We start from the raw sequence: 22439 nt of genomic DNA, 5'->3' as shown, positions 1-22439 counted from the left end.
GACACTACGGCAGGGTGCACCAACAAGTCTACGGAAGTGTGTATAAGAGAAAGAGACAGATTTTGCCTAAAATGAATAAACCTAGTTATTGCCGTTTTACTGGCTGGCTTACTAATTTGCTCCTGGCGTCGAAATTCGTTTCAAAGAAGCACGCATCTCGATAAATACATCCAACTGGTGAAATGCCTTCTCGCCTTTTTTTTCAATTAAGTTAATCAGGCTTTTGGCGGCAATGTGGCCCATTTGACGATGTGGAACGTGAACTGTAGTTAGGGCAGGGGAGACATGCTTAGCTAGTTCGATATCATCAAATCCGGTAATTGAAATATCGTCTGGAACTTTAATGCCCAAATCACGCGCTTTTGAAATTGCACCTGTTGCAAGCACATCGTTTCCACAAATAATAATTGAGGGTCTTGGGGTCGCCTGGACAAGCTGTTCTAAGGCAACGCCACCGTTTTCTGTATCATATGGTGTTTGAACAATAGCAAGTTTGTCTAGGGAACCACCATGAGCCTGCCAGCTATCTTTGATGCCAGCAAGTCTTTCAGCGGCACGGTCATTGCCTTCAGTGATTCCTGAAATTATCCCAATTTGCCGATGACCCATTTCAATTACTTTGTCAGTCAACATTCTCATCGCAGCTCGATTATCAAAGCCGACATAGGCGTGATCTGAGTTTTGTCTTGAGGCCCAAGCTAGAACAACAGGAATATCACGCTGAGCTAAAAAGTCGTAAATGGCCTCGTCGCGTTCGAATCCAATCAGCAGCAGGCCGTCAGCACCACGCGCCACCAGTTCACGGATTTGCTGAGCTTCCCTCTTTGGCTGATAGGCGCTGCTGGACACAAGCAAATTATACTTTTGTTCAAAAAGTGTTTCTTGAAACGCCTGTAAGCCGCGTGCAAAAATCGCATTCTCCATCGTGGGAATGATTGCGCCAACCGTATGAGACTGCTTCGCGGCCATCGCACGCGCGTGGTAATTTGGGGTGTAGCCGAGCTCTTCGACTGCTTTCATTACCATTTCTACCGTTTTTGCGGCGACTTTTTGGTTTTCATTCAAACAGCGAGATACAGTCGCAGTTGAAACACCAGCGGCTTTGGCAACGTCGCTTAGAGTGGGGATGCATGGTTTAGTATTCATCTAGTCGCAGTGTTTTCAACATTAGTACTTGGTATATGTATGCTAACACATTCAAATATAAAATATGTAAACGCTTGCAATTTATTTTTGTAAGCGCTTACACTGGTGGTGGGACTGGGCAGCGAGGAGGATTGTCATGTTTCTCATTGGTGCACTTATTGTTTTCTTGATCTTCTTTTTGAACGTAGCCCTCGGCGCTTTTGCGGATGCTGCCGTTCTTGGAGATATTGGAGAAATGCTGGTTCTGTCTTTTGCGGCGGTTCTTTTCGTCGTCGCTATTCTGAGAAAAGAGGCTGATCGTTCGAAGAATGACGACAGCGAACAAGTTTAAAGGGAGGAGATCCAAATGGATCATAAAGATCGTAAAGAGATTGCGTCGCTAGAGCGTAGGAACTTTTTAAAGGTTGCATCAACTGGGGGGTTTACTGCAGCTCTTGTCGCAGGTGCTGCGGGTACGCTTTGGTCGAGCGAGGCTTCAGCGCAATCGGCTAATGAAGAACGTGAGCGCGAGGCCGCTGCTGAGTATACCATGACAATTGCAACAGCTTATGTCCTGGGTGCATCGCGAAGCTACCCGATTATGCAGCTCGACCTTAAGGAAAATATCCAGAACGCGACCAACGGCAGGGTTTATGTAAAGTTAGCTCCTGGTGGTCAGTTGGGGGCAGGTGGTGCATTGGTTCAGGCCGTCCAGGGTGGTACGATCCAAGCAGCTCAGCACTCACTGTCTAACTTCGCGCCATTTGCGTCAACTGTTGACCTGATCAATATGCCGTATCTTTGTGGGTCCAACCAGCGTTTCACTAACCTAGTAAACTCTGATTTTTGGAACACAAACGTTACACCAAAAATTGAGAAAAACGGTTTTAAGCCATTGTTCTACGTCAATATTGACCCGCGTGTTGTTGCTGTCCGGAAGGGTGGCGCAGGAGCTGTCTTAACGCCCGGCGACCTGGATGGCGTAAAGTTCCGTGTGCCAGGCTCCGCTATGCTGCAGCAGTACTACCGTATGGTTGGTGCTAACCCGACTCCGGTAGCATGGGGTGAAACACCTTCAGCGATCCAGCAGGGTGTAGCAGATGCGCTTGATCCGTCAGTTGGTGCGTTGTTCGTATTCGGCTTCAAGGACATGCTATCCCATGTGACTTTCACGCAGGCGGTACCGGACTCGCAGGTGTATTCGTGCAACCTCGAATGGTTCAACTCTATGCCTGCGGACATTCAAGAAGGCATCATGTGGGCTTCCGAGATGACTGGCCACCAGAACCTTGCAAAGGTGCCATCGGCACGTGCGCATGCCATGGCCGAGCTGGCCAAGGCTGGCGTTGAATTCCACAGCCTTAGCGATGATCAGTTAGCTGAGTGGAAAGATGCGGGCGGTTATCAGCGTTCTGAGTGGGACGAGTTCAAAGTCAAACTCGCCGGTTCCATGGATGCTTTTGCGCAGATGGAAGAAGCTGCCTCGACCCAGGGCAAATATTACGTACACGACGCGTAATTAGAACGTGTCGGGCGCTTACGTAGCGTCCGGCACACTTTCTCTCCGACATGCAAAACGGTTGGCGCAACGGATGTGCGTTGTTTTTGCATGGCAACCGATTGGACGGATTATGGAATTCCTGTGCCGACTTGATAAAAACGCGGAACGCTGGCTGCTTTTGATATTTTACGTCATGCTGGTCATTACTATGGCGGTCGAAGTCTTGCGCCGTGAGATTTTCGCATATTCGTCCATCTGGGGCGAGGAAATCGTACGTTACTCCTTCATTTATCTGGCTTGGATTGGAGCCTCCGCCGCCGTCAAAGAACGTGCGCACATTCGCATTGACGTGGTTATGCATTACCTGGGTCAACGACCCAAAGCGCTACTTTATATGTTCGGCGATGTTGTAATGCTGATTGTGGCGGTGATCGCACTTTATTGGTCGTTTGAATCTGTCCATGTGTCTTGGAAATTTGGCTCTGTCACGGACGGTTTACGGCTTTCCAAAGTCTGGTTTCTTATGGCTGTCCCTACAGGGTTTGGCCTGATGATTTGGCGCTTGCTGCAGTCGCTTCGCTGCGATTTCATTTCCCTCAAGACTGGCAAGCCGGTCTATGAGGGCGACACTCTATTTGATTGAGGAGCGGTACGATGCTCTGGAATACTGTTGCGCAAACTGTTGAGCTTGGTTGGGATTTTTATGTGCCCGTCATCCTGTTCGTGGCGCTTATCGCCATGGCCGTGCCCGTTTGGGCGGCAATTGGGTCGTCTGCTATTTTGATGTTGCTCATGTCAGGGGATCTGCCGCTCAGCCTAGTGGGTGAGCGGTTATTCACTGGCATTGACGCCTTTGCACTGACAGCGATCCCGCTGTTTATCCTGACCGGCGACGTGTTAGTTCGCACGGGGCTGAGTCGTAAGTTTCTAGATGTTGCTGAAGCCCTGACCTGTTTTACCAAAGGCGGTTTCGGCTCCGCTACCGTGCTGGTTTGTGGTATGTTTGCGGCGATTTCGGGCTCTGACGCGGCGGGTGCAGCTGCGGTGGGTCGCATGACGATCGCGCGTCTGGTCGAGGCCGGTTATCCACGCCCCTATGCCTGCGCTTTGGTGGCCGCGGGCGCATGTACTGGTATTCTTATTCCGCCCTCGATTGCTTACATCATCATCGGCCTTGTACTGGGTGTGTCCGCATCAACTTTGTTCCTCGCGGCCTTGATCCCCGGCCTCTGTATCCTGTTCGCGATCTTGATAACCAACCTCGTTGTGAACCGGATCTACGCTTATGAGGGCGGCGGCAATCTGACGATTATGGAATGGCTTGGCAATCTGGGCCGTTCGCTACAATCTGGCTGGTATGCGTTCATCGTGCCCGGTATCATTTTTTATGGGATTTTCTCGGGCCGCCTGACCCCGACCGAAGCCGGTGCAACAGCCGTCGTGGTTACAATTTTGATGGGTTTTCTACTTAGGACGCTGAGCTTTGCGGACTTTCCCGCGATGCTGGTCAGCTCTGCCAAGGTCAACGGTGTGATCCTTCCGATCATAGCCTTTTCCGCACCGCTAGCTGAGGCCTTGGCAATTATGGGCGTCCCGCAAGGCTTTGTCACTTCTGCAACTAGCCTTACTACTGAGCCTTGGATCCTGATCCTGTTGATGATCGGTATCCTGATCGCCGCTGGCTGTGTAATGGAAACGACACCCAACATCGTGATCTTGGCACCTATCCTTCAACCATTGGCCGAAAACATTGGCATGAACGAAATCCAGTTTTGCATCATGATGATCACTGCGCTTGGGGTGGGTTTCATCACTCCACCGCTCGGCCTCAATCTCTTTGTTGTCTCAGGTATAACAGGTGAATCGATCCTAAAGATCGCCGTGCGCGCGGTGCCCTTTGTATTGTGCATGTTTGTCGTGGTCTTGTTTATCGCTTACGTGCCTGCCGTTTCGACAACTTTACTTCCAGATATCTATAAGTAGGACACATAAAAATGACACGTGAATATCTCAAGAAAGCGACGCTTACATCGGCGTCTGGCGCATCTGACGTCCACGATAGGGTTGTTTCGATTCTGGATGATATAAAAGCAGGCGGCGACGCTAAGGCCATGGAATATGCCGCTAAATTCGATCAATATGAAGGCAACGTGATGTTGACCAACGCCGAAATCGAGGCTGCCAGCGCTTTGGTGCCTGAAAAGCTGAAGGCCGATATCCAGTTTGCGCATGACAACGTCAAACGCTTTGCCGAGCTGCAGAAAAGTACCGTCGCGGATGTGGAGATGGAGATTAGCCCGGGGTATGTGGCGGGCCAAAAAGCGATCCCTGTTGATGCCGCAGGCTGCTATGTGCCTGGCGGGCGCTATAGCCACATCGCAAGCGCAATCATGACCGTTACCACAGCAAAAGTTGCGGGGTGTAAGCACATCACCGCCTGTTCACCACCGCGCCCTGGCGTAGGTGTGGCCCCCGCCATTATCTATGCCGCGCACATCTGCGGCGCAGACAAGATTTTGGCTATGGGCGGCGTGCAGGGCGTGGCCGCAATGACCTATGGCTTGTTTGGGTTACCCAAGGCAAATATTCTTGTCGGTCCGGGCAACCAATTTGTGGCTGAAGCCAAACGCATTCTGTTCGGCAGCGTCGGCATCGACATGATTGCTGGTCCCACAGACAGCTTGATCCTTGCCGATAAAGGTGCCGATCCGCACATCGTTGCAACCGACTTGGTCAGCCAAGCCGAACATGGATACAATTCTCCAGTTTGGCTGGTCACGGACGACCGTGCATTGGCTGAAGATGTCATGGCGCGTGTGCCCGCGTTGATCGAAGACTTGCCACAGCTAAACCGCGACAACGCCTTTGCTGCATGGCGCGATTATGCGGAAGTCATCGTGTGTGCCGACCGTGTTGATATGGCAAAATGCAGCGACGAATACGCACCGGAGCATTTGACCGTGATGGCCGAAGACCTCGATTGGTGGCTGCAAAACCTGAGCTGCTACGGGTCGTTGTTCTTAGGTGAAGAAACCACGGTGTCTTACGGGGACAAAGCGTCGGGCACAAACCACGTGCTGCCGACCTCTGGTGCGGCAGGTTACACGGGTGGTCTGTCGGTGCACAAGTACATGAAGATCGTCACATGGCAGCGCGCAACGCAGGAAGCCTCCAAGGATGTAGCGATTGCAACGGCCCGTATCTCACGGCTAGAGGGGATGGAAGGGCACGCGCGCGCTGCAGATGTGCGCCTCGCCAAATACTTCCCCGGCGAAAACTTTGACCTGACAGCTGAAGTTTAAGCGCGTGGCCTACACCGCCCCCCTTTTTGATTTGTCTGGCAAAGTGGCCTGCATTACCGGCGCCAGTTCCGGCCTTGGACGGCGCGCTACGATCACGCTGGCCGCGGCTGGAGCATCGGTTGTGGGGATTGCAAGACGTGCAGAGGCTTTGGACAGCCTCTGTGCTGAAATTGGCCCAAGCGCTGCGCGAGTCGTGGCCGATGTGGCGGATCGAAATTGCTTGGCGCAACTGGTTCGCGATGTGTCCGCCCCATTCGGGGCACCTGATATTCTGGTTCATGCTGCTGGCGTCAATACGCGGGAAGCGGCAGATGACGTGACGCCTGACGGATGGGATCAAACCATTGCGCTGAACCTGAATGCGCCCTTCTTTGTGTCGCAGGCTTTTATGCCTGCAATGCAAGCCAAAGGTTGGGGGCGCATTGTGAATTTTGCGTCGTTGCAAAGCACACGGGCTTTTCCCGGTGGGATTGCCTACGGTGCCAGTAAAGGTGCTATCAGCCAATTGACCCGCGCCATGGCCGAAGCGTGGTCCCCCTACGGGATCACGGCAAATGCCATAGGACCCGGGTTCTTCCCGACGGAACTGACGGCAGCGGTGTTTGACGATCCGGCACGTGCCGACCGCAATGCTGCGCAAACCTGCGTGGGTCGCAATGGCATGCTGGAAGATATGGACGGTCCGATCCTGTTCTTGTGCTCGGATGCGTCAGCCTTCGTCACAGGTCAGGTTCTTATGGTCGACGGGGGGTTCACCGCAAAATGAAAGCGCTTGTTTATCAGGGTGTTGAAACACTCAGTTTCACGGATGTATTAGATCCCATTCCGCAAGCCGGAGAGCATTTGATCAAAGTTGAGGCCGTTGGGATTTGCGGATCCGATATGCACGCTTATCTCGGCCACGATGCACGTCGTCCTGCACCGCTTATTTTGGGACACGAGGCTGCTGGGACGATCAAAGGCGGCACACATGACGGCATGCGCGTCACTATAAATCCGCTGGTGACTTGCGGCGAATGCCTTGCTTGCAAAGCAGGCCGCGAAAACTTGTGTCCAGATCGTCAGATCATTTCCATGGCCCCACGCGAAGGTGCCTTTGCGCAATATTTGGTGATGCCACTGTCTAATCTGGTGGAGGTGCCAGATCATGTGTCACTGGAAAAGGCGGCATTGGCGGAACCCTTGGCTGTTAGCTGGCATGCTGCCCGACTGGCGCTTCAGGCGCTGCATCCTGCGATGGAAAAACGCGCATTAGTGATCGGCGGTGGGGCCATTGGATTGGCGGCGTCCCTCGCACTGAAAGCGATGGGCTTGGACGACGTGACAATCGTTGAACCTGATCCCGCTAGATGCGCTTTCTTGTGTGAACAAGCGGGTCAGACTGCGGTTGCCGCAACTGATCAAAGTTTTCCCATCGCGATCGACGCGGTTGGCTTTGGAGTAACACGTGCCTCTGCATCCAGGCTTTTGCAACCTGGTGGCATTATCGCGCATGTGGGCTTGGGTGATGATGAGCCTGGCTTCGACGTGCGCCGCGCCACTTTGCAAGAGATTACATTTATCGGCACATACACATATACGGCTGCTGATTTCCGCGATGCGGCTGCAGCGCTTTTCGACGGGCGACTTGGTCCGTTGGACTGGACACAAATTCGGCCCTTAGCAGACGGCCCAAGCGCTTTTGCTGACATTCGTGCAGGCAAAGTGGCGATGCCGAAAATCATTTTGAACCCTTGGTCGTAATTACGACACTCTATCGGAGATTTACCCCGTGTATCAAAAAATCCTTGTTCCGATGGCGCTTGACCATGGTGTGTCTAAAGGCACCCTGGAGATTGCCAAAGCTCTGAACGGCGGCACTGGTGAGATTATTGCCCTGCATGTCTATGAAGCGCCGCAAGGATCTGTTCAGGCATATGTTGATAATCAAGCAAAACAAGATGGGCTTGTAAGGGCACGGGCCGAATTGCATGCAAAGACTAAACACCTAAGCGGTGTGAAAGCCGAGATGGTCGTTGGACATACCTATCGCTCCATTATTGATTATGCATCAATGCACAGCATCGATTGCATCGTCATGGGATCACATAGACCGGGGTTCAGCGACTATTTGTTGGGCTCTACTGCTGCGCGTGTTGTGCGGCATGCGCCCTGCGCTGTGCACGTTTACCGTAGTGCCTGACGTAGCCATCTCTCACAAATTCTATCCAATCAGAAAGGCTTTTTCTTATGAACATCGACAAGAAGATCGTAGATGATCTTGTCGCAAACGACGTCTCTTTTGTCACCACAGTGCCGTGTAAACAGCTCGCTGGTGTGATAGAGGAAGTTGATGCGCGCGAAGACATCTTCCACATCCCTTCAAACAAAGAAGATGAAGGCATGGGCTTATGCGCTGGTGCCTTTATGGGCGGCAAACGTCCTGCCATCATCATGCAGAACACCGCAATCGGTGTGACGATCAACACATTGGCGACGCTAACGCAATTTTACCGCATGCCACTGCCGATGATCATTTCCTATCGTGGCGAATTGCGCGAACCTGTGGCCTGTCAGGTCGAAATGGCAGTTCACACAAAAGCGTTGTTGGCTCAGTTGAATATCCCAACCTATCATTTCCACTGGAAAGATGATGTCAAAGAATTTGACAACATTCTAAAATATACCTTCATGTGCAACAAACCTGTGGCGATCTTGACCGACGCCAACTTCTGGGGAGGCTATGGCGACCAATGATCCGTTCTGAAATCCTGAAAGAAATCGCTCCAATCCTCAATCCTAACCTTGTTGTTTGCAACATCGGTCTGCCCAGTCAAGAGCTGCACATGATCGACGACAATGAGCGTAATTTTTACATGCTTGGCACGATGGGTTTGTCGTCTTCTATTGGTTTTGGTCTGGCGTTGGCTCAAGACAAGCCTGTGATCTCAATTGACGGGGACGGGTCTGTTCTGACCAACCTCGGCACGCTGCCCACGATCGCCAATAACGCGACAGGCAACTACACGCTTTTGATCATCGACAACGGGTCCTATGGATCAACTGGGGATCAACCAACCTATGCAGGCATGAAAACCAACCTTACCGATGTGGCGCGTGCCTGTGGCTGCGAGAACGTAATCGAGGTCCAGGACAAAGACCTTGGGCCTGTTTTGCAAGAGGCAGTGGACAGCGACCAGATGACCATCATCGTGTGCAAATGTGACAGCGGGAATATTAAACTGCCCGTCATTACAATGGACCCGGTTGTCATTCGCCATCGTTTTATGGAAGCCGTAAAAGCTTAATGTCTGTCGATGCCATCCATAGTGCTGAGGACGCACGGCTGATTGCGAAACGGCGCCTGCCGTGGATGGTATTTGACTACATTGACGGTTCTGCCGGACGCGAAACAGGGGCAGTGCGCAACCGTGCTGCCCTCGATTCCATAACCTTGCGGCCCCGCATTCTACGCGATGTGTCCTCCCGAAACCTCAGTGTACCACTGTTTGGTACACACGCCGAGCGCCCATTTGGCATTGCACCAATGGGTATGTGCAATCTTAGCGCACCGGGAGCTGATCTGATGCTAGCCCGGCTGGCTGCACAATACAAAGTGCCCCATGGTGTGTCGACTGTGGCCTCCACACCACTTGAGCAGATCATCGAGGTGGCTGACGGGCACGCCTGGTTCCAACTCTACTTCTCTGGCGATGGGGATGGTACATTCAAGTTAGTCGAGCGAGCCAAGGCCGCAGGCTATACTACACTAGTGCTGACCGTTGACGTACCAGAAGTCGGCCGCCGTCCACGCGAATTGAGGCACGGTTTCAAAATGCCATTCTCGATCGGGCCGCGTCAATTTATTGATTTTGCTGTTCACCCACGGTGGTCGCTAACACAGCTTGCAGCCGGCAAGCCCCAAATGGCCAACTTTGAGATGGATGGCTACGATTTTGATCGTACCGAAAGCCGCGCCAAAGCTACATGGGGTACGCTTACTAGATTGCGTGATATGTGGCCGGGAAAGCTTGTAGTTAAAGGAGTGCTAGACGTAGAAGATGCCGCAGAGCTAAAAAAAGTGGGCGTCGATGGTATCCAAGTGTCCAGCCACGGTGCCCGCCAATTGGAAAGTGCGCCAACCCCGATCGAAATGCTGCAGGAGATTCGTGCAGAGGTCGGTCCTGATTTTCCTTTATTTTTTGACAGCGGCATAAGGTCCGGCGAAGATGTCCTGCGTGCCCTGCACCAAGGGGCAGATTTTGTGTTCTTGGGCCGTATCCTTCAGTTCGCCATCGCAGCTGGAGGGGAGCGGGGACTGCACCGGCTTTGGGCTATACTCAGCGACGAGCTGAGCATCGCGATGGCCCAGACTGGTCAGACTTTGCTTTTGAGAAATCCTGTTCATTCTTTGAGTTAAGCAATCATCCCGTGAACAAGTTCTGATGAGTCATTATGTTCTCAACGAGCGAAGCGAAACGTTCGCAGCATTCCTACATTTTGCAAACGTAACACATTAGGTAGTCAAAACAGATTAGATGCGGTTCAGCCGCGCCAATCTCTGTTCGCATTAAACTCGATGCGCTTCGCATGAATGGCTGGTTAACTTGCAACGTAGCTGTTCGAGCTTTAACGCTGCGAGCGCATGCAGCATAAAGACTAAACTCACAGGTTGGGCTCAAACCTAATCTTCGTCGCGCCTGACCTGAATGTCCGCTCTAGTCAGAAAGCCAGCAATCACGTTCCTTGTGTGTCCCAAGCCATGTTCAACCAAAACTCTGCCAACACAGTGTTTGCAACACAGCACTAGCCAACACTATGTTCAACACCGTGATTCAGCGCCTAAAATAGTCAGCAACACGGCAAAAAGTGTGTTTATGGTGTGTTTTTGAAAAACACAACTTAAGCGTGTATGACGCTCTTCTAAGTCATTGATATTGCTTGATAAATGGTGCCCGGGGGCGGAATCGAACCACCGACACGAGGATTTTCAATGGAGGTGGTGTAAGTTAGGCATTTATTATCAACGGCTTACATGGCAATATTTTTGGTGTGCGTGCGAGTGTGTTTATCGCGTCATTTTGAGGGCAGGGCATAAACGCTGTGTTGAACACCTTAATCAGTTGTTAGGCTGGCAGAGTGTGCAGCAATAATTTTGCAAACTCAATCAGCTGATTAAACAGGCATTACCCAATGCGCGTAAATACACAGCTATTCTGACACTTCTAGAAATCGTCAAATTCAGGAACGTTGCCGAGCCGTATAAGGAAACTTGGTTCGCCAACTTCTCCACTTTTTGGGTCTTCAACGACCATGTAGGCGTCGGCACCCACGCAGTTGTCGGATAGCGCCTCTCGTTCGGCTCTGTTTTGTGCTTCAGACGCCGTGGAATATTCAAATTGCTTGGCAACCTTCAGGCCTGTCTGCTCATTGCGTCCAGCCTCTGTTACGACATAAGTCTGGCAGATGTAGTGAATTTTTTCTCGAGGCTGGTCTGTATCTGTCATCGATGAATCCTTGTGAATGGCTGGGACAATTGAAAGCTGCTAAGAGCAGCCGTAATCAATATCAACGTGATTAAAGTGCGGGGTTTCTCGCGAAACCCTTGCGGAAGACAAAGTGGCGGTAAGTAAACTACTGCGTTGAAGTACCATTCGTCCGACACGATCTCGACGATTTCGAGGTTTTGGTTTCTGGAGGCGTGTTTGCTTCTTTTTCAAGGCGGGCGCTGCGAAGTCGGGAATTCTTAGCGTCGCGTTGTGCCCTTTCTTTGTCGATTATTTGCCTAACTATACGTGTCGTCTTGTCTAAAGCGGTTTCCGGTTTGGCGTCGTACATTTTGAACAGGCTGCTTTTGGTAAGTTCGGTCAATTTGCAGTTTCCTTTGCAGTTTAAGGTCGGTTGGAGCAGGCCAGATCTTTCAAACTAATGCCAAGTAGTCGAAGTCACCTCGAGCGCGCTGTGGTGGCCGTTGTGTCGCACCGCCCAAGAGTTCCACTTTGATGTCAGGCGCGGCCATGGCGTGCATCAGTGCATTGTAATTCATCTGGAATCTCAGCTCGCCCCCCACAGTTGGTGGAGATTGGCGTGTTCCGATGACCAGGTGATCGCTAGTCGCACCGATTAATGTGCTGCCATCTGGCATTAAAAGCCCAGAAATATCAGTATCTTGATGTCCTATCGCGAGAATTACGCGTGCAGTGGCAGCACCAGCTAGGTCGATGCGTGTTTGATCGAAAAAGGTGATCGGGCAGGGTGAAGGTTTTGCATCGGTTTCAATCACCTCAACAACAAGTGTGAACGCGTCTGTGTGCATCCCGTCGATGTGTTTACCAGAGAGAGGTTCCACCCCCAGAAGGATCGCCTCGCCCAATCTTAGATCATTGATCCGACCAGTATAATGACCACCAAACGCCCACGGTAAGTTGGCAGAATTGCCGCCGGATACGAACTTAAGAAATGGACCGCATAAACGCTCAACTTCATTAGCCAACCCGCTAAGGGTCTTCATTTGTAACTCCGTTGGAGCCCCCCCATTTAGGCATGCAAAATTTGCTCCAATTCCCCGCAAAGCAACACCCGGAATATTCATGACCTGCCGCGCTACATCTGTCAGGTTTTCGGGCAAGATCCCATCCCGCTGGTCGCCCATCTCGACCATTAAGATGATACCGTGAACAAAACCCTGTCGGATCGCAGCTGCAGCCAACGCTGAAATGACCGAAACGTCGGTGTTGTAGCTCGAGTCACAATAATGAACCACTTGCTCTGTTTGGCTTAACATCGGCGTGCGGATCAGGGTGATGGGGCATGTCACGCCTGCCGTACGTAACCTTTGCACATTTCGCAAACGGGCTTCTGCAAGCCCCACAGCCCCGCCACTAAGCATTGTGCGGGCAATTGCCGGATTCCCGCAGACAGCCTTAGTCACACCTGTGACGCCAATGCCACGTGTGCCTAAACGTCTGACAAGGGCTTGTGTGTTGCGCCCTATCTTGCCCAAATCCACCTCAATGCGCGGGCAGCTCATATTGCCGTCACTACAGGCCTTTGTATCAATCCTGGATATGCGTTGACGACCATGGCAAGCAGATGTGCAGCCGGTCTCGCTAATGCATCTGTGACGGGTAGCGCGAGTTTTTCGGATTGCGCCGCAATAGTGGCTGTAAGTTCTTCGTCAGACATTCCATCGTGGTTGAGCGTGACACCTATAACTTTTGTACTAGCAAATGCTTCGATCAAGGCGATCTCGCTGGCGACAGAAGGCATCGGCATATTGGGAAAGTCACAGCGGTGAGCACGTTTTGGTGCGTGCTGAAGGATGACAGCATCTGGCTGGCTTCCCCGAAGGATAAAAGCAGAAGTGCAAAAAGCGGGGTGGCTCAAAGCACCTTGACCTTCGATTAAAACTACATCGGGCTGTTCCGCTTCAGAAGCCGCAACAATAGCGCCTTCAAGCTCGCCACAGCAAAACTGAGGAGGCACGGCATCCATCGCAACGCCGTATTTCGCACCCTGCATCAGGCCGGTCTGGCCCGTACCAACAAGCACTGTTTTAATGCCCTTCGCATTCAATGCTTGCGCCAAAATGGTCGCCGTTGTGCGTTTACCAATCGCGCAATCGGTGCCAAGAACGGCAATGCGCAGCGCGTTGACATTAGCGACACTGCCATTGAACAAGCGCAGGTCTTTACTAGGTTTTGGCTTTCGGATGTCGCGGATCGTAACCTTCTGTTCAAACGCAGCATTGGATATCTCAACGTCATCACTCAGGAATTCATGCAGCCCGCTTACGATGTTCATGCCTAATTGAATAGCTTGGAGAATAACGCCTCGGTCCACAGCTGAGAGACGTCCGGTAGAAGGGGCCATACCATAGATCAGCGTGTTGGGAATGACGGCTTCGTGAGCGACCGCAGCGTCAAGATGACTAAAGATAGGTATGCTGTTGCTGACATTATCAAGAACGATCCCGCTGTCTTGGCCGCTACAGTTGCTGTCGATAACAGAAAGGATGTGATAGGCTTGCGAATTGCGCACAAGGCCATTCGCCGTCTTGCCATCGATTTGCGCGAAATTCCCCTCGCAATAGATGACTGCCGTCGGTGAGGCCGTGATCCGCCTGCCTGACGTCAAGCCTACGGATTTATTCTGTTTGATTGGGGGAGCTTTCGGTCCCCTGGCAGTATGGTGAATGGCTTTGAAAGTTTCAGATTTGCTGTCCATTTTGGATCTCTTTCACAGGTTGACACGAAGGGCAGAATTTACCTCATATGTGTCTTTTGAATGGGAATAGAGCCGTGGCGTGGGCCTAGTTGTTAAGAACGCACAGCCCTTTTGATTTTTGGAAATTCTTGTTGCACTGCCAACGGTTGCCCGACCTGTCCAGATGCGCGTTTTGGGGAACGTCGATCAATTTGCATGCCTCTCGTGAGGCCTGGTATCCACGTTCACACTTCCACCCTGTGCCGTAGGTTGCGTCGTCAAAATATGCATTTATGGGGATCGCGACAGCTACACACAGTCCAGCCTGTTCAAAGAAGCCACGCTCACATGTCCACGGCTGACCGTATCCTGATCCAGTCAGATAGGCGTTGGTTGGAACCGCAATGGCAGTGCACAAGTCGCCAGTTTTTTCGAACCCACGTTCGCATGTCCATCGAGAGCCATATGAGGCATCTACCAAGTATGCATTTTCTGGCAACACTATCTCCTGACATGTGTCATCGACTTTGATGTAGCCACGCGAACACTGCCACCGTTCGCCTGACGGATCCAAAAACCCACCCTCAGGCACCTCTACTGCAACGCATGCAGTTTCATCGGTCCTGCGAAACCCATGCAGACATTCCCATCCAGATCCGTAGGACCGGTTCGTGTCATATGCGTTTTGCGGCACAATCACAGTGGCACAGGTATTTTTGTTCAGCCTGTATCCAGGGTCACATTCCCAACCTTCACCATAACTTTTGACACTGGCGTTATCAGGCATTGGCTGACTAGCGGTTTGGGCAGTTACAGGTAGTGTAAACAGCAGGATCGCAATAATCGAACTCATGAACAGAGTCATGAATGTTGGTGTGTCCGTTAGGCTAAGGGCAATGCTAGGTTGCGGAAGTCGCGGCTTCATTAACTGTGATTTATGATCCATTTAACTCAAGCCTCGCAAGACACGCGTCTGCTAGATCTCGGCTTGGAGTATCAGTACCTGGCAATGTAGCCCAGCCTGTTTCCATCATCACATTGCGTCGCTGAAATGTTAAAGCGTCTTGAAGTGTTGCTAGTTTTGCAGCGCGTTCTTGATCAGTTTGTGCGAGATCCAAACATACGGGCACCAACGCCAATGTGACTTCGTCAGCGGCAAAGCGCTGAGCCATTTCATCCGCACTGCCTGCAGTTGTCCAACCGCCCCAAGTGAAGCCAAGAATAGAGACAGCAATTGCGCCGACCAAGGCACCGGAAACAGCAGGTTTTGTCGATTCGGGAAATTTCATTTTTGGTCCTTTGACGGAGAAAGCGCCGCCGCACTATTTTTGACTACGTACGTGTTTGCATTGGCCTTATTCTGCACAAGAGCCGGCTCGTGGTCTCGGTGATCCACTACGCGCAGCTGTGACTTTCCAGCGTACAAATTGATCAGTATAAATTCCTTTGTCTGTGGACGCTTAGCAACGCTATGACTCTGCATACCTTCCGCGCCTGCCAACACGTTCTATTTTCGCTCACGGTCAGTTCATCTGTGTTAACTGTGAACACAAATGCATGAAAAAAGGACGCAAGTGATGTGGTCGTGCTCAATAACATTGGCAACCTCCCCAAACATCAGACCCCTTTTACAAGACATGACAGCTGAATTTTTCATAATTAATGACTGTGGTGTGCTCTGACAGGCTAATAGAATTTTACCGCAGAGCACCACAAATTCCGTGATTGTTATGTAGGGTCTACACATTGGATTTACAAGGTAAGCGCATCTGAGCGGGGTCGTAAGGCTCACAATTTCTCTTGCGGTCAGAAGAGTGAATGAATGGCTCAGTGCTTAACGGCACATCACGAGCGACCGCATTGCGAGATATTATAGCTGAAACCGTTTTGACTATGCCTCTCACGTCTTCTCACAACCAAAACCTACAAGCCCTACAAATTCCAACACCCGCATATATCCCACTTAAAAGCGCACGTACCGCGTCAACCCGCGTTAACTACCACACATAGCGATCCCACCAAACTCACCGCCTTACAGCTGCTTACAGAGCGCACTGGGTGCCACTGCACTACAAGCCACCCACAGTTCCCTGCGTCCCTTGCGACTTAAGCCTGTCATAATCTGCTTGTGACGTTGCCGTACTGGTAGCCTGGGGCATACCTGACGTGGATTGCTGTGGGGCTTGAGCAGGGGGCTTAGACGCACCTAGCTTTGGCACAGCTGCAATAGCTTTACCCATACGGGACTTTGGCTGCTTTTTGGCTTTGACGTCGCCACCCTTAAGCCGTGTGTCCAGCTTGTTGGCCAAGAAACTTGCGGTATTGGCAAAGGTCTTAATGTCATCAACGGCTTGCTCAAGACTTCCTGTGCCAGAGCCTTTCTCTATGACATCGATTAGTCTGCGGAGTTCGTCACGATCATCCATGCGCAACACCCAACTGTACAAAATGGGGTGATGCAAAATCACCACCCAGCTTCTGTAAGTACTTCCCGCTAAAAAACCGCAGCGCAGATTTTTGCGGCTGCAGAACCCATTTCGAAGAATGCTGTAATGTCACATGCAAGAGTTTATATATGTATGTCATACGCCCATCCTTGCAGGCTCACGCCATACCGCCTCTGCTTGGCGCGCTATGGCCTGATCGCAGAGGGCTTTAAGGCGATCAAAGCGCTTTACCCATTGTTGGTGGGACTGGGCGTCACTGGCGCGTAAACTGTCTGCATAATGCCCCAGCTTGTTGGAGCAGACAGTCAGTGTTTCCACACTTGGCTCAATGCGGTTGTAGCGCAATACGCGGATGTAGCCCTCACTGCGCCCCAGCCAGGCTTGGCAAAACTCAGGGGTATTAGCAGCAGCCCCTGAGCTGATTAGCTCATCTCTAATATGTTCAAGAAGTTTGATACTCATGACATCTCCTCGTTAACTGATGTTCATTGTTATTTAGTTTAAATGAGCCGGCCCACGGCCATACTTATTGATGAAGTGCTCAGGATTTACCCGTTCAAAACAAGTGAAACACAGCTCTCCTTTTTGTGTTTTGAGGGAAATTTGCTTTCAAACACCGCAAACTAGTTTGCTGGTTTAAACCAGTGAAGTTTTTGGGGAGGTTAGATTAAGCACTGGCTACAAGCCGTTGTAACTAAGCGCGAAACTTCCAAAAACAGGAGGTAAGGTTAATATCCTTTAGGTTGTGTCGGTGGTCGATATGCTAGCGTTAGAGGTTATCAACCTTACAAACCATGTTAGCCGCTTGTGCGAACAGGGAACTGACCTTTGCCAACGCCGTCGATCAGGTGCTGAGCGCAGCGTAAATCATGTTGAATGGCTTTACGCTTGGCGCGGCGCAGTTCAACGTCGATGTCTTTGGTCGAGTAGCCGAGACGCTCCATATAGCTTTTGGAAATGCCGCTTGCTTGCTGTGCTGCGTGCAGACCTACGCGGTCAGCGATTTGCTCATCGGGCAATGTTGGATTGGATTTGCGTAATTTGAACACAGCTAGGTGACGGTGCAGGTTCATTAGAACGGGACGTCTGGCGACAGGATAGCGTGCAGCTGAGCGGTAGAGTGCTGTATTTTTGGGAAAGAGTAACTGGCTGTGTAGATCTTTGAGGCTACGCTCGACGGCCTCAGACCCTAACGACAGATCTATTTGCACGTCTACGATGTCAGCGTTAGCATCGAATACTTGGGCATCTTTTGTGAAGGTCACTGCCTGTGGCTCCGCAAAGAGTGTGTAGTGGGTAGACCACCAGGCTCTGAAGCTGTGTGCGAAAATGTCCCCAAAATCAACATAGAGCTGCGAGCAGGGGCCATCACCATTATGAGCGCAGGTGGATCGATAATCATCGTTGTAGCGCAGGTATAGCCACCAATAATAATAGACTGAACACTTCCAGCCAGGAGCGTCTTTATAGGGTGGATTTGGGCTTTTACTCTGTTGCGGTTTTGGGGTGAAGGAAGGCTGAGCGTGTTTGTAAGTCGGCGCTATGCGTGACCGGCGACAATGGGCTTGATTAGGTGACTCAACGAGTTCCAACACGTTCGTTAGGTAAGCCAAAGTGCTTGGCTGTCCAGCAAAGTGGGTGTGCGCTGTTGATTCTCAGCAGTGTGAAACGGTCGTTAGAGCCGTTTGTTATCAACCAACTGAGAGGACAGATTATGTCTGCTACAACTTACAAAACCCAACTTGAGAACACCCTCGATCAAATCTCCAAAGCACGCGCTGTTTGGGAAGAAGGTACGCTCAAATCTGCGAATGATGAGCTCTATGCTATTTTGGAGCGTTGCTTTGCAGTGTTCACTGAAATGAAGGACGATACCGCCAAGCGCCGGGCTTTAAACTCTTTGCTGACCGATCGCTCTATGAAGCCTCGGACCAGTACGAGCCTTGGCTTAAAGGTTATCCGGTATGTCTTTGGCAAAGAAGGCAATCGAGAAATCGCTTATGGTCGACTATTGACGATTGCTTATGATCTTAAAGCTCCTGAGCAGACACTGACGAGTTACATCGAGCAGTGCGGCGGTGTTGAAGAAGTGCGCCGGGTGTCGAAGATCAAAGACGGCAAGAAGATGACGGCGGATGACTATAAACAGATCGCTGTTACGGGTCTGAACATGGCGCGCATTCCTGTGGCGTCTTTTGCGCTGCCAGAATTTATCCAGCCCAATAGTGAGTATGATGAGGATTATGTTGTGGGGCTGATCCGCTGCAATTCTAACGGCACTGGTGATCTATTGTTCGGCAACAACGAAGCCAAAGTGATCGACACCGTGTTGGTGGCATCGGGCAAGTACCTCGATCAGAAAGCCCAAGATGACCAAAAAGGGCTTGAGGCTGTGGATGTGGCCAAGCGCCGTGCTGAGGATGTTAAAACTTTTGCCCCTAAGTTGTTTGCGGCTATGGGTGCCCAAGTGCGCATTACCGATAGCCAGCAAGTACCGGCTGAGTAATCCGATTGACGCTGCGGGGCGCATGTTCCCGCAGCTCATGCCTTATTCAATTTAGGAGAGTTTATATGACTTTTGAGGAACGTCATCGGCCGAAGGCTGTGCAGGATCTTGTGTTTGCAGATCCCACAGTTGCCGCCACAATCATGCGCTATGCAACAGCGCGTCCTTCAAAACCATTGCTGCTTTATGGAGAACCGGGAACGGGTAAATCAGAAGCTCTGCGACTGGTCGTTGAAGCGCAGTTCGCACAAGCTGGTATCGCGAGCGATGATTTTACAGTTAACGGTGCAGATGCGGGCAAGGGGCTCTTTGATAGGATCCTGAACATGGCGCAGATGCAGATGTGGGCGCCCGGAACACCTGCATTAATCATCATTGATGAGATCGATGAAGTTGAGGATGCGCTGCCGAGCAAGACCCGTACGTTCATTGAACAGCATAAAAGCGTACAGCTCTTGGCCAGCACCAATTACATCAAGAAGCTTAAGCCTGCTCTGCAAAGCCGGATGCGCTGTGTTGAGGTTCAAAGGCCGCTAAACACAGACTGGGTGCCACGTGCTCAAGCGATCCTTGCTGCAGAAGGTGCGCGGGTGACCCAAAGTGGTGTTGCGCAGCTGTTGCAAAACTTCAGTGGGGATGCGCGTGACTTCATCGACTACATGGAAGAGCAGGTGCAGGCGGCAAAGCAATTTGCATCTACAGCCTCCGTTCAGCCTCCCACTGTTGCGAGCGTCCTGAACCAAGCTTCTGGAGGCACACCATGAGCGAGCGAGACAAAAACCTCAAAACTGAACTGAAGCTCTTTGAACTTTACGGACTGCGCAAAGTTGTTGCCGCCGCAAAGACGTCAAAAACGCCGAAGGTAGAGTTTGTACCGCTCGCAGAAACAGTCCTCACGGCCACCCAAGCCCGTGCGTTCGCTGCACGGTGGGCCACCCTCACCGGAGATGAGCAAACACAAATCTGCACCATGCTGGAGCAACATTATGGATAGGCAGACACTCATGCTGGAATTGAAGGGGCTATCACAGGTGGTGAACGCTGATGTGCGTGATCTTGTCTACAAACGCCAAGCTGTGAGCACTTTGGCGGATGAATACGAGGCAGTGAACCCGTTTCATAACATGTTGGATCACCTTGAAAGTGATCTTACTCATGCGATCGACCACTCTATCTTTGAGAACCTCTCGCGGGAAGCCAGTACCGTTTTTGCTGACCAATGGAACCAGATGTCTGTTTATCAGCAGTTCCAGTACCTCGAAGACTACGTGCGAGGTGTTTCCAAATGAACAACCACACCACTGGAGTGACAGAACTCAATGCCGTCCTGGATCAAATCGTTCGTGATTGGATTAGCATTGTTAATTTGGATGTTGAGTTTTGCTTTGCCTATGATGACGATGATCCTAATCCATGTACATCAGCCATCAGCGGGTATCAGGCCGACGCTTATAATTTTGCTGATTTTGGCAGCTGTGTTGTTGGTGATGAAGGTCCGATTGCTGTCACAAGTTGGCCTAATTTGGGCGGTAAGACAGCAATCATCTCAACATCTATTCGTGTAAACTTCCCAGAGCCTTTGATGCGAATATTTAAGCGTCACGTGTCTCAGGAACTTTTTGAACACCCATTTGAGTATGTTGCGTTTGACTGCAAAATTGATCTGCCTGATGTCGAACGTTATTCCATTATGATGTACCTGAGTGGGGCGGTTCGTAATATCCGATTAGATGCGTATTCTGAGACTGTATTGCGCAAGAATGCATCTGCACTGATGGTTGCATTAGAGCCTTACGCCCTCTGGTTTGAATTTGCTGCACATCTGGCCGATGACCTTGAAAATGCAAATAAGCGTGCCTTGCTGATCAAGCATCTCCGCGTTATCTGCGCTTACTTGGATTGTAGCGGTGACCTGAGTTTTGCAAAACTGACCACGCTATGCGGTGTTGCTGGAAGCCTGCAGCCTGCGGCTTCTTTGATCAAAAAGAAGATGCCTGAACTTGTGGTCTGACTGAGAATAGTCAGGCTTAGTACATACAGGGGCGGTGCGCTCCAGAAAGTAAACATCGTGATTGATGATGACGTGGCTGATTTGCTCGAAGCATCAGGCCTTGCGGTTTTATGGCGGTCTCAGGCACCTTTTTATGCAGCGGAGCTTCAAGTGCTGCGTGCGGTTAACTGTTGCTTGCGTGAAGAGACGGCGTGCTTTGGTGACATGGAAGATCGCGTAGAGCATATGCTCGCGGATACTGTGAGCCTGGCGACATCTGAGATGAGTGATGGTGAGCGTAGCGCGTTCTTTCCGATCTGGGATCAACTTGAAGAGCGAGTGCAGCTCTATGTGCTGAACGGCTACAACGAGCTGCCGCCAATGAAGTGCGGGCCTGAGGATTGTACGATGCGCAAGCGGCGCAAAGTGACGATCACTCATTCAGGTGGATCTGATCTTAATTAAATAAAATCAGTTACTTGACTGTCTTTCCGGTCGTCCACTGCGTTGTTTGAACATACGCTTTAGCTGTAACCAAACAGGTAGGAGCGGATATGACACATCTGGCAAAGCTTACATTCAAGACAGTAGATCGCAGCACCAAACGCGATCCCATCATAGCACGACGTGACAAACTGGTTGCCGGGCTCAAAGAACAAAAGCTGGTGCACGCGGCAGCACTCAAGAAAGAAGATCACCGTGTTGAGCGGCACAAGTGGATGACCAATGACACAGGAGAGCGCGTTATGGTCAAAACCCACCGCCGAGTGCGCCCATGGTTTTTTGAGCAAGACGGTGGCTGGTATGTGCAGTGCAGATACGGGGCGCGTGTGATTGCAGCCGATGGCACCAACAACGCGGTACTGGTCAAAACACTAGAAGATGTCGCTGGTGTTCTGGATGCTTTCCTAAATGCAGCGGCGGCAGGAGAGCTGGACACAGCCATCACCAAAGTGGCCGAACGCCAACCGCGCCTAAAGCCAGGGGCTGCCAAAGCTGCAGCAAATGCATGATGCAACCACAGTTAAAATAGCAGCACTTAATGATCACGCACGGCGCTCATTCACAGACTGTCGTGTTGTGATCACTCAGGGAGTTCAGGCGTTAGACAATCTACCTCATCTCTTAGATCAAGTGCGCAAGTATAACACCTTCACGCCTGACAACGATCCCTACGGCGAGCACGACTTCGGATCGCTCAGATACTTAGGCGAGACTGTGTTTTGGAAGTTCGATTACTTGGATGTCGATCTTACCATGCATTCGCCAGACCCAAGCGATCCAACTGTCACCGCGCGTGTACTCACGATCATGCTGGCAGAAGAATATTGATCAATTTGTTAACTATCGTGATGACACTTTGTGCATTCTGGCTAATCTATTG

28 protein-coding genes are annotated in these 22439 nt (G+C 51.1%); 19 read left to right on the top strand and 9 right to left on the bottom strand.

What is annotated here, in order from left to right:
• Window positions 1–111 precede the first annotated feature (111 nt).
• A complete protein-coding gene (locus tag NeNHUV3_RS04890; protein ID WP_391482845.1) occupies window positions 112–1146 on the bottom strand; it encodes a LacI family DNA-binding transcriptional regulator in 1035 nt (344 codons plus the stop codon).
• 136 nt (window positions 1147–1282) lie between these two features.
• Between NeNHUV3_RS04890 and NeNHUV3_RS04885 the strand changes: the two genes are divergently transcribed.
• The 11 genes from NeNHUV3_RS04885 (at window position 1283) to NeNHUV3_RS04835 (ending at window position 10327) form a co-directional block, all read left to right on the top strand.
• A complete protein-coding gene (locus NeNHUV3_RS04885) occupies window positions 1283–1477 on the top strand; it encodes a hypothetical protein (RefSeq protein WP_391482843.1) in 195 nt (64 codons plus the stop codon).
• Between the two features lie 15 nt (window positions 1478–1492).
• Window positions 1493–2644: a TRAP transporter substrate-binding protein gene (locus tag NeNHUV3_RS04880; RefSeq protein WP_391482841.1), complete on the top strand. Its 1152-nt coding sequence runs from the start codon at window positions 1493–1495 to the stop codon at window positions 2642–2644.
• A 112-nt stretch (window positions 2645–2756) separates the two neighbouring features.
• Complete coding sequence (locus NeNHUV3_RS04875; RefSeq protein ID WP_391483171.1) at window positions 2757–3269, top strand: TRAP transporter small permease; 513 nt, start codon at window positions 2757–2759, stop codon at window positions 3267–3269.
• 11 nt (window positions 3270–3280) lie between these two features.
• A complete protein-coding gene (locus tag NeNHUV3_RS04870) occupies window positions 3281–4609 on the top strand; it encodes a TRAP transporter large permease (protein WP_391482840.1) in 1329 nt (442 codons plus the stop codon).
• Window positions 4610–4620: 11 nt separating this feature from the next.
• Window positions 4621–5928: a histidinol dehydrogenase gene (gene hisD / locus NeNHUV3_RS04865; protein ID WP_391482838.1), complete on the top strand. Its 1308-nt coding sequence runs from the start codon at window positions 4621–4623 to the stop codon at window positions 5926–5928.
• Window positions 5929–5932: 4 nt separating this feature from the next.
• The gene (locus NeNHUV3_RS04860; RefSeq protein ID WP_391482836.1) at window positions 5933–6694 is read left to right on the top strand and encodes an SDR family NAD(P)-dependent oxidoreductase; all 762 of its coding nucleotides are present in this window, start codon (window positions 5933–5935) and stop codon (window positions 6692–6694) included.
• Window positions 6691–7671, top strand: a complete 981-nt coding sequence (locus NeNHUV3_RS04855; protein WP_391482834.1) for an alcohol dehydrogenase catalytic domain-containing protein — start codon at window positions 6691–6693, stop codon at window positions 7669–7671. Before NeNHUV3_RS04860 ends, NeNHUV3_RS04855 begins: the two co-directional genes overlap by 4 nt.
• Before the next feature lie 28 nt (window positions 7672–7699).
• Complete coding sequence (locus NeNHUV3_RS04850) at window positions 7700–8110, top strand: universal stress protein (RefSeq protein ID WP_391482833.1); 411 nt, start codon at window positions 7700–7702, stop codon at window positions 8108–8110.
• Window positions 8111–8157: 47 nt separating this feature from the next.
• The gene (gene comD / locus NeNHUV3_RS04845; protein WP_391482831.1) at window positions 8158–8664 is read left to right on the top strand and encodes a sulfopyruvate decarboxylase subunit alpha; all 507 of its coding nucleotides are present in this window, start codon (window positions 8158–8160) and stop codon (window positions 8662–8664) included.
• Window positions 8661–9215 carry a sulfopyruvate decarboxylase subunit beta gene (gene comE / locus NeNHUV3_RS04840; RefSeq protein ID WP_391482829.1) on the top strand — a complete coding sequence of 185 codons (555 nt, stop codon included), beginning with the start codon at window positions 8661–8663 and terminating at the stop codon, window positions 9213–9215. The genes comD and comE overlap by 4 nt, the downstream gene beginning before the upstream one ends.
• Window positions 9215–10327, top strand: coding sequence for an alpha-hydroxy acid oxidase (locus tag NeNHUV3_RS04835; RefSeq protein WP_391482828.1), 1113 nt, complete (start codon window positions 9215–9217; stop codon window positions 10325–10327). Before comE ends, NeNHUV3_RS04835 begins: the two co-directional genes overlap by 1 nt.
• 805 nt (window positions 10328–11132) lie before the next feature.
• Here NeNHUV3_RS04835 and NeNHUV3_RS04830 read toward each other — a convergent pair.
• The 8 genes from NeNHUV3_RS04830 to NeNHUV3_RS04795 all read right to left on the bottom strand — a co-directional run bounded on the left by NeNHUV3_RS04830 (window position 11133) and on the right by NeNHUV3_RS04795 (window position 17824).
• Window positions 11133–11414: a hypothetical protein gene (locus tag NeNHUV3_RS04830; protein ID WP_391482826.1), complete on the bottom strand. Its 282-nt coding sequence runs from the start codon at window positions 11412–11414 to the stop codon at window positions 11133–11135.
• Between the two features lie 413 nt (window positions 11415–11827).
• A complete protein-coding gene (locus NeNHUV3_RS04825) occupies window positions 11828–12937 on the bottom strand; it encodes an alanine/ornithine racemase family PLP-dependent enzyme (protein WP_391482825.1) in 1110 nt (369 codons plus the stop codon).
• Window positions 12934–14133, bottom strand: a complete 1200-nt coding sequence (locus NeNHUV3_RS04820; protein WP_391482823.1) for a DUF1611 domain-containing protein — start codon at window positions 14131–14133, stop codon at window positions 12934–12936. The genes NeNHUV3_RS04825 and NeNHUV3_RS04820 overlap by 4 nt, the downstream gene beginning before the upstream one ends.
• An 85-nt stretch (window positions 14134–14218) precedes the next feature.
• Window positions 14219–14965, bottom strand: coding sequence for a hypothetical protein (locus NeNHUV3_RS04815; RefSeq protein ID WP_391482822.1), 747 nt, complete (start codon window positions 14963–14965; stop codon window positions 14219–14221).
• An 82-nt stretch (window positions 14966–15047) separates the two neighbouring features.
• On the bottom strand, window positions 15048–15401 hold the full coding sequence (locus NeNHUV3_RS04810) for a hypothetical protein (RefSeq protein WP_391482820.1): 354 nt from the start codon (window positions 15399–15401) through the stop codon (window positions 15048–15050).
• 780 nt (window positions 15402–16181) lie between these two features.
• Window positions 16182–16538 (bottom strand): hypothetical protein, encoded by a 357-nt coding sequence (locus NeNHUV3_RS04805; RefSeq protein WP_391482818.1) that lies wholly within the window; start codon window positions 16536–16538, stop codon window positions 16182–16184.
• Window positions 16539–16694: 156 nt separating this feature from the next.
• Window positions 16695–17021, bottom strand: coding sequence for a DUF6626 family protein (locus NeNHUV3_RS04800; RefSeq protein ID WP_391482816.1), 327 nt, complete (start codon window positions 17019–17021; stop codon window positions 16695–16697).
• Between the two features lie 335 nt (window positions 17022–17356).
• Window positions 17357–17824 carry a hypothetical protein gene (locus tag NeNHUV3_RS04795; protein WP_391482815.1) on the bottom strand — a complete coding sequence of 156 codons (468 nt, stop codon included), beginning with the start codon at window positions 17822–17824 and terminating at the stop codon, window positions 17357–17359.
• Window positions 17825–18273: 449 nt separating this feature from the next.
• On the opposite strand from NeNHUV3_RS04795, the gene NeNHUV3_RS04790 reads away from it, so the two are divergent.
• The 8 genes from NeNHUV3_RS04790 to NeNHUV3_RS04755 all read left to right on the top strand — a co-directional run bounded on the left by NeNHUV3_RS04790 (window position 18274) and on the right by NeNHUV3_RS04755 (window position 22387).
• Window positions 18274–19065, top strand: coding sequence for a hypothetical protein (locus NeNHUV3_RS04790; RefSeq protein WP_391482814.1), 792 nt, complete (start codon window positions 18274–18276; stop codon window positions 19063–19065).
• A gap of 65 nt (window positions 19066–19130) precedes the next feature.
• Window positions 19131–19829, top strand: coding sequence for an AAA family ATPase (locus NeNHUV3_RS04785; protein ID WP_391482812.1), 699 nt, complete (start codon window positions 19131–19133; stop codon window positions 19827–19829).
• The gene (locus NeNHUV3_RS04780) at window positions 19826–20059 is read left to right on the top strand and encodes a hypothetical protein (RefSeq protein WP_391482811.1); all 234 of its coding nucleotides are present in this window, start codon (window positions 19826–19828) and stop codon (window positions 20057–20059) included. The genes NeNHUV3_RS04785 and NeNHUV3_RS04780 overlap by 4 nt, the downstream gene beginning before the upstream one ends.
• 10 nt (window positions 20060–20069) lie before the next feature.
• Window positions 20070–20354 (top strand): hypothetical protein, encoded by a 285-nt coding sequence (locus NeNHUV3_RS04775; protein ID WP_391482809.1) that lies wholly within the window; start codon window positions 20070–20072, stop codon window positions 20352–20354.
• Window positions 20351–21076, top strand: coding sequence for a hypothetical protein (locus NeNHUV3_RS04770; protein WP_391482807.1), 726 nt, complete (start codon window positions 20351–20353; stop codon window positions 21074–21076). Before NeNHUV3_RS04775 ends, NeNHUV3_RS04770 begins: the two co-directional genes overlap by 4 nt.
• A gap of 57 nt (window positions 21077–21133) precedes the next feature.
• Window positions 21134–21520, top strand: coding sequence for a hypothetical protein (locus NeNHUV3_RS04765; protein WP_391482806.1), 387 nt, complete (start codon window positions 21134–21136; stop codon window positions 21518–21520).
• Between the two features lie 89 nt (window positions 21521–21609).
• On the top strand, window positions 21610–22068 hold the full coding sequence (locus tag NeNHUV3_RS04760) for a hypothetical protein (protein ID WP_391482805.1): 459 nt from the start codon (window positions 21610–21612) through the stop codon (window positions 22066–22068).
• A complete protein-coding gene (locus NeNHUV3_RS04755; RefSeq protein ID WP_391482803.1) occupies window positions 22061–22387 on the top strand; it encodes a DUF3768 domain-containing protein in 327 nt (108 codons plus the stop codon). The genes NeNHUV3_RS04760 and NeNHUV3_RS04755 overlap by 8 nt, the downstream gene beginning before the upstream one ends.
• Window positions 22388–22439 lie beyond the last annotated feature (52 nt).

It is taken from the genome of Nereida sp. NH-UV-3 (assembly GCF_042939535.1).
GTDB lineage: Bacteria > Pseudomonadota > Alphaproteobacteria > Rhodobacterales > Rhodobacteraceae > Nereida > Nereida ignava.
The sequence above is the reverse complement of the archived record's forward strand: the minus strand, read 5'-3'. Positions and strand labels throughout refer to the sequence as shown.

Coding starts and splice junctions, on each gene's coding strand:
- NeNHUV3_RS04890 (WP_391482845.1), bottom strand. CDS start 1,146: ATGAATACTAAACCATGCATCCCCACTCTAAGCGACGTTGCCAAAGCC.
- NeNHUV3_RS04885 (WP_391482843.1), top strand. CDS start 1,283: ATGTTTCTCATTGGTGCACTTATTGTTTTCTTGATCTTCTTTTTGAAC.
- NeNHUV3_RS04880 (WP_391482841.1), top strand. CDS start 1,493: ATGGATCATAAAGATCGTAAAGAGATTGCGTCGCTAGAGCGTAGGAAC.
- NeNHUV3_RS04875 (WP_391483171.1), top strand. CDS start 2,757: ATGGAATTCCTGTGCCGACTTGATAAAAACGCGGAACGCTGGCTGCTT.
- NeNHUV3_RS04870 (WP_391482840.1), top strand. CDS start 3,281: ATGCTCTGGAATACTGTTGCGCAAACTGTTGAGCTTGGTTGGGATTTT.
- hisD (WP_391482838.1), top strand. CDS start 4,621: ATGACACGTGAATATCTCAAGAAAGCGACGCTTACATCGGCGTCTGGC.
- NeNHUV3_RS04855 (WP_391482834.1), top strand. CDS start 6,691: ATGAAAGCGCTTGTTTATCAGGGTGTTGAAACACTCAGTTTCACGGAT.
- comD (WP_391482831.1), top strand. CDS start 8,158: ATGAACATCGACAAGAAGATCGTAGATGATCTTGTCGCAAACGACGTC.
- comE (WP_391482829.1), top strand. CDS start 8,661: ATGATCCGTTCTGAAATCCTGAAAGAAATCGCTCCAATCCTCAATCCT.
- NeNHUV3_RS04835 (WP_391482828.1), top strand. CDS start 9,215: ATGTCTGTCGATGCCATCCATAGTGCTGAGGACGCACGGCTGATTGCG.
- NeNHUV3_RS04830 (WP_391482826.1), bottom strand. CDS start 11,414: ATGACAGATACAGACCAGCCTCGAGAAAAAATTCACTACATCTGCCAG.
- NeNHUV3_RS04825 (WP_391482825.1), bottom strand. CDS start 12,937: ATGAGCTGCCCGCGCATTGAGGTGGATTTGGGCAAGATAGGGCGCAAC.
- NeNHUV3_RS04820 (WP_391482823.1), bottom strand. CDS start 14,133: ATGGACAGCAAATCTGAAACTTTCAAAGCCATTCACCATACTGCCAGG.
- NeNHUV3_RS04815 (WP_391482822.1), bottom strand. CDS start 14,965: ATGAGTTCGATTATTGCGATCCTGCTGTTTACACTACCTGTAACTGCC.
- NeNHUV3_RS04810 (WP_391482820.1), bottom strand. CDS start 15,401: ATGAAATTTCCCGAATCGACAAAACCTGCTGTTTCCGGTGCCTTGGTC.
- NeNHUV3_RS04805 (WP_391482818.1), bottom strand. CDS start 16,538: ATGGATGATCGTGACGAACTCCGCAGACTAATCGATGTCATAGAGAAA.
- NeNHUV3_RS04800 (WP_391482816.1), bottom strand. CDS start 17,021: ATGAGTATCAAACTTCTTGAACATATTAGAGATGAGCTAATCAGCTCA.
- NeNHUV3_RS04790 (WP_391482814.1), top strand. CDS start 18,274: ATGTCTGCTACAACTTACAAAACCCAACTTGAGAACACCCTCGATCAA.
- NeNHUV3_RS04785 (WP_391482812.1), top strand. CDS start 19,131: ATGACTTTTGAGGAACGTCATCGGCCGAAGGCTGTGCAGGATCTTGTG.
- NeNHUV3_RS04780 (WP_391482811.1), top strand. CDS start 19,826: ATGAGCGAGCGAGACAAAAACCTCAAAACTGAACTGAAGCTCTTTGAA.
- NeNHUV3_RS04775 (WP_391482809.1), top strand. CDS start 20,070: ATGCTGGAATTGAAGGGGCTATCACAGGTGGTGAACGCTGATGTGCGT.
- NeNHUV3_RS04770 (WP_391482807.1), top strand. CDS start 20,351: ATGAACAACCACACCACTGGAGTGACAGAACTCAATGCCGTCCTGGAT.
- NeNHUV3_RS04760 (WP_391482805.1), top strand. CDS start 21,610: ATGACACATCTGGCAAAGCTTACATTCAAGACAGTAGATCGCAGCACC.
- NeNHUV3_RS04755 (WP_391482803.1), top strand. CDS start 22,061: ATGCATGATGCAACCACAGTTAAAATAGCAGCACTTAATGATCACGCA.